The organism is Arthrobacter sp. 9V (assembly GCF_902506065.1).
In the GTDB taxonomy this organism is placed as follows: domain Bacteria; phylum Actinomycetota; class Actinomycetes; order Actinomycetales; family Micrococcaceae; genus Arthrobacter.
The window spans coordinates 1-1,254 of the sequence record NZ_LR732995.1 but is presented as its reverse complement, the minus strand read 5'-3'; the positions used below and the strand labels follow the sequence as shown (position 1 = coordinate 1,254).

Genomic DNA, 1,254 nt, shown 5'->3' with positions numbered 1-1,254 from the left:
GGTCGAAGCCGCGCACGCCCTTCACCGCGAGGTCGGCGAAGACGGTGTCGCTCGTGGTGCCGGTCATGCAGTCCTCGGCGCCGGGCGCGCTCCAGCGCGGGGTCCACCCGCCGTCGTGGTGGTGCTCGACGAAGCCCTGGGCCAGCTCGCCCGCGGTGTCGGGGGTCAGGAGTCCGAGGAGCGGCCAGGCGGTGCGGTAGGTGTCCCAGAAGCCGTTCGTGGTGGTGAACGGGCCGTCGACGGTCTCCGGCCCGGGCTCGTCGCGGATCGGGTCCGCCAGCACGTCGCCGTACGGAGAACGGTGCCGCGGGGCGCCGGTCAAGGCGGTCTCCCCGGCACGGTTCGGGTAGAGGAACAGCCGGTACAGACCCGAGTACAGGCTCGTCAGCTGGTCGGGGCTCGCGCCGTCGAAGGACAGCGTCGCGAGCTTCTCGGTCCACAGCGCCTCGGCACGGGAGCACATGGCGTCGAACGAGCCGGCGTCGTCGAGGTTCGCGCGGGCGTCCTCGATCGAGACGGTCGAGATGCCGAGCAGGACGTCGACCGGGCCGCCGGTGCCGCCGGGCTCCCCCACGGACAGCCAGCCGCGCAGCTCGTGCTCGCCGATCGTCGTGTGGTCGGCGGTGACCCCGGCGACCCGCAGGTGCACGTGGTGCGGCGGGGTGCCGGGGCGGTCGTCGAGCAGAGCTTCGACCACGGCGGTGCCGTCGGTGACCGTCACGGAGACGTCGGACACCCGGCCGTGGTGGTCGAGCACGACGCTGCGGGTACCGGTGAACCGGAACCCGAGGGCGAACTCCCCTGCGGTCAGCTCGGCCGTCACACCGTGGTCGAGCGCGACCCGGTAGCGGTGCGGGCCGTCCTGCTCGTCCTCGTGGTCGAACCCGAGCGCGCGGGCAGCCCGGTCGACGTCAGGGGTGTCGAGCGGCGAGGGCATCACCTGGAACACCCCGCGGTCGCCCATCCACGGCGACGGGATGTGGCTCGTCGCGAAGGCCTGGATCGCCGGACGGAGTCGTCCCTGGTCGTCGAGCCGGTCGTGCTCCTGGTAGGCGTACGGCCAGCGGTTGCTCGAGGCGTCCGTCATCGGCAGGCCGAACACGCCGCCGTGCGGGACGCCGACGAGCGGCGCGTTGTTGCCGCGGGAGAACCGGGACGACGCCTGGGTGCCGCGGGTCGTCCGGACGTGGCCGAGCGCGGTCGTCGGGGTCGGGCGCGCGGGACCGATCCGGACGACCCGCGGCACCCAGGCGT

General features: G+C 73.8%; 1 protein-coding gene. It reads right to left on the bottom strand.

The genetic code is table 11. The features are described 5' to 3' along the window. A partial coding sequence (locus tag BACI9J_RS23140) for a glycoside hydrolase domain-containing protein (RefSeq protein WP_201296724.1) occupies positions 1-1,254 on the bottom strand: 1,254 nt, incomplete at both ends.